Genomic DNA, 2030 nt, shown 5'->3' with positions numbered 1-2030 from the left:
TGACGCAGATCATCCGCGCGGTTGCCGCCAGCAGCGGTGAGCGGGCTGCGCTTCTGGCCGCTATCGGGGCCGCGAACGACCCGGAAACCGGGGTTACGGTGGCTGACTTGCTGACCGCCTTTGCCACGCGGGCCGGAAATGCTGAAGCCCAGGCACAGGATGCCGATCAGGTGATCGGCCAATGGTCGCAACGCCTGGCCGCCGGCGCGCTGCTGGCCAGCTTCGGCGCTGCTATTGCAGGCACAGTAACGGGCGGTCTTGCCTTTGGCCTGACGCTGCTATCCTTTTCCGGCTTCATCTTCGCCACCGCGTCCCGCCTCGGCGGACGGGCGCGGCGGCGGACCAAAACGCAAGAACGCGAAGCCGCGGAAACACTGGCCCGCCATGTGCTGGAAGCCGCAAAGAACACAGGCAGTGCAAAGTGATATGGAAACTTCAACACTCCATGCCTATATTGGTCCTGAAACCGGAGAACAGCATGTTTGAAGCTATGGGAATGGAAACCGTCATCGTCAGCGCAATTGCCGGGGCCTGCACCCTGTCTTTTGCTGCAAGCGTCTATCTGTTCTATCGCTCCAAACCGCAGCCGGAAACCGGTGATCTGGACAAAATCGTCAGGAATGCGCCGTATCACCGGCTGCACAATATCCTGAAAATCAAACCGGGCGCTTGACAGCCGAACCTGGCGTCTGAACCCCGGCGCAGCACACGGGTGCTGCAATTCTTACACAGAAACTTCACAAAAAAGAATGGCACCGCAACGCGGTGCCACGCCCAACTGTGAGGAACAGTCGCAGACTGTTTGCGAACAGGCGGGAGCCCCTCGTTGCTCCGCCCCCCCGCTGCCGCCAATCGCCTCACTTCATCTTCGACAGCTTTTCCTGCAGCGCAGCCAGCTGCTTCTTGATATCGTCCAAGTCCTCGCCGCCTTCGGATTTCTCTTCCCCGGGTGCGCCGCCGGTCCAGCCGGCCGTGCCAAGGCCGCCAGTCATCGCCTTCAGAAACGCTTCCTGCTGTGCCTTCATCGCTTCGAACCCCGGCATCTTGGCCATTGGATTCATCGCGCTCATGTTTTCCATCATCTTTGACTGGCTTTCGCGCAGCATATCAAAGGAAGACTGCAGAAACTGCGGCATCACCCCGCCACCGGGCACCATATAGCTGCGCACCAGATCGTTCAGCACATTCACCGGCAGCACATTCTCGCCGCGGCTTTCATGCTCTGCAATGATCTGCAACAGATACTGCCGTGTCAGGTCATCGCCCGTCTTCAGGTCGACGATCTGAACCTCGCGCCCTTCCCGGATGAACCCCGCGATATCCTCCAGCGTGACGTAATCGCTGGTCTCAGTGTTATAAAGCCTGCGGCTCGCGTACCGCTTGATCAGCAAGGGTTTGTCCTGCTCTGCCATGTAATCCCTCCCCGGTCATGACGCATTGCAGCAAAGCCTATGCCAGCGCAGAACAAAAGGGAAGCCTCCGCATGGTTTCCGCAACATTTGTTCCCTACAGCCCTGCTGCGCTTGCATTCAGGACGCTTGACCTCAACCCGGCTTGAGATTTCACAAAGGACTCCGCGACAGAATCTGCAGCAGGACAACGCGGGACATGAAAATCTTTATCCTCGGCGGCACCGGATCCATCGGCACTGCCGTCACCCAAAACCTGGTCCGGCACGGGCATGACGTTACCGGCCTCAGCCGCTCGGACGCCTCGGACCGCAAACTGGCGGCTATGGGCGCCCACCCCTTGCGCGGAGATCTGCGCCGCCCCGGCGGCTGGGTCCGCGAGGTCGCCCATGTGGACGGGCTGATCCAGCTTGCGGCCACCTTCGGCCCGGACATGGCAGAGGCGGACACCGCCGCCATGGGCGCCATCCTGCGCCAGGCCGCCCTGCGCCCGGACCCTCTGCGCTTGATTTATACCGGGGGCTGCTGGCTGTACGGCGCCACCGGTAACCGGATCGCCGATGAGGTCAGCCCCATGCGGCCGATCAAACCCTTTGCCTGGATGCAGAAGAATGCCCGTGC

The 2030-nt window shown here is 61.2% G+C and carries 4 protein-coding genes; 3 read left to right on the top strand and 1 reads right to left on the bottom strand.

Annotated features, from left to right (window positions below; all coding sequences use genetic code 11):
- Positions 1–425, top strand: a 425-nt coding sequence (locus tag A2I95_RS33750) for a hypothetical protein (protein WP_291736833.1), incomplete at its 5' end; no start/stop codon positions are given.
- A 53-nt stretch (positions 426–478) separates the two neighbouring features.
- Positions 479–673, top strand: a complete 195-nt coding sequence (locus A2I95_RS33745; protein ID WP_027259391.1) for a hypothetical protein — start codon at positions 479–481, stop codon at positions 671–673.
- A 184-nt stretch (positions 674–857) separates the two neighbouring features.
- On the opposite strand, the gene phaR is transcribed toward A2I95_RS33745, so the two are convergent.
- A complete protein-coding gene (phaR, locus tag A2I95_RS33740; RefSeq protein WP_027259392.1) occupies positions 858–1412 on the bottom strand; it encodes a polyhydroxyalkanoate synthesis repressor PhaR in 555 nt (184 codons plus the stop codon).
- Between the two features lie 196 nt (positions 1413–1608).
- Here phaR and A2I95_RS33735 point away from each other — a divergent pair.
- A partial coding sequence (locus A2I95_RS33735) for an NAD-dependent epimerase/dehydratase family protein (protein WP_291736831.1) occupies positions 1609–2030 on the top strand: 422 nt, incomplete at its 3' end.

This window comes from Leisingera sp. F5 (assembly GCF_001593695.1).
The sequence above is the reverse complement of the archived record's forward strand: the minus strand, read 5'-3'. Positions and strand labels throughout refer to the sequence as shown.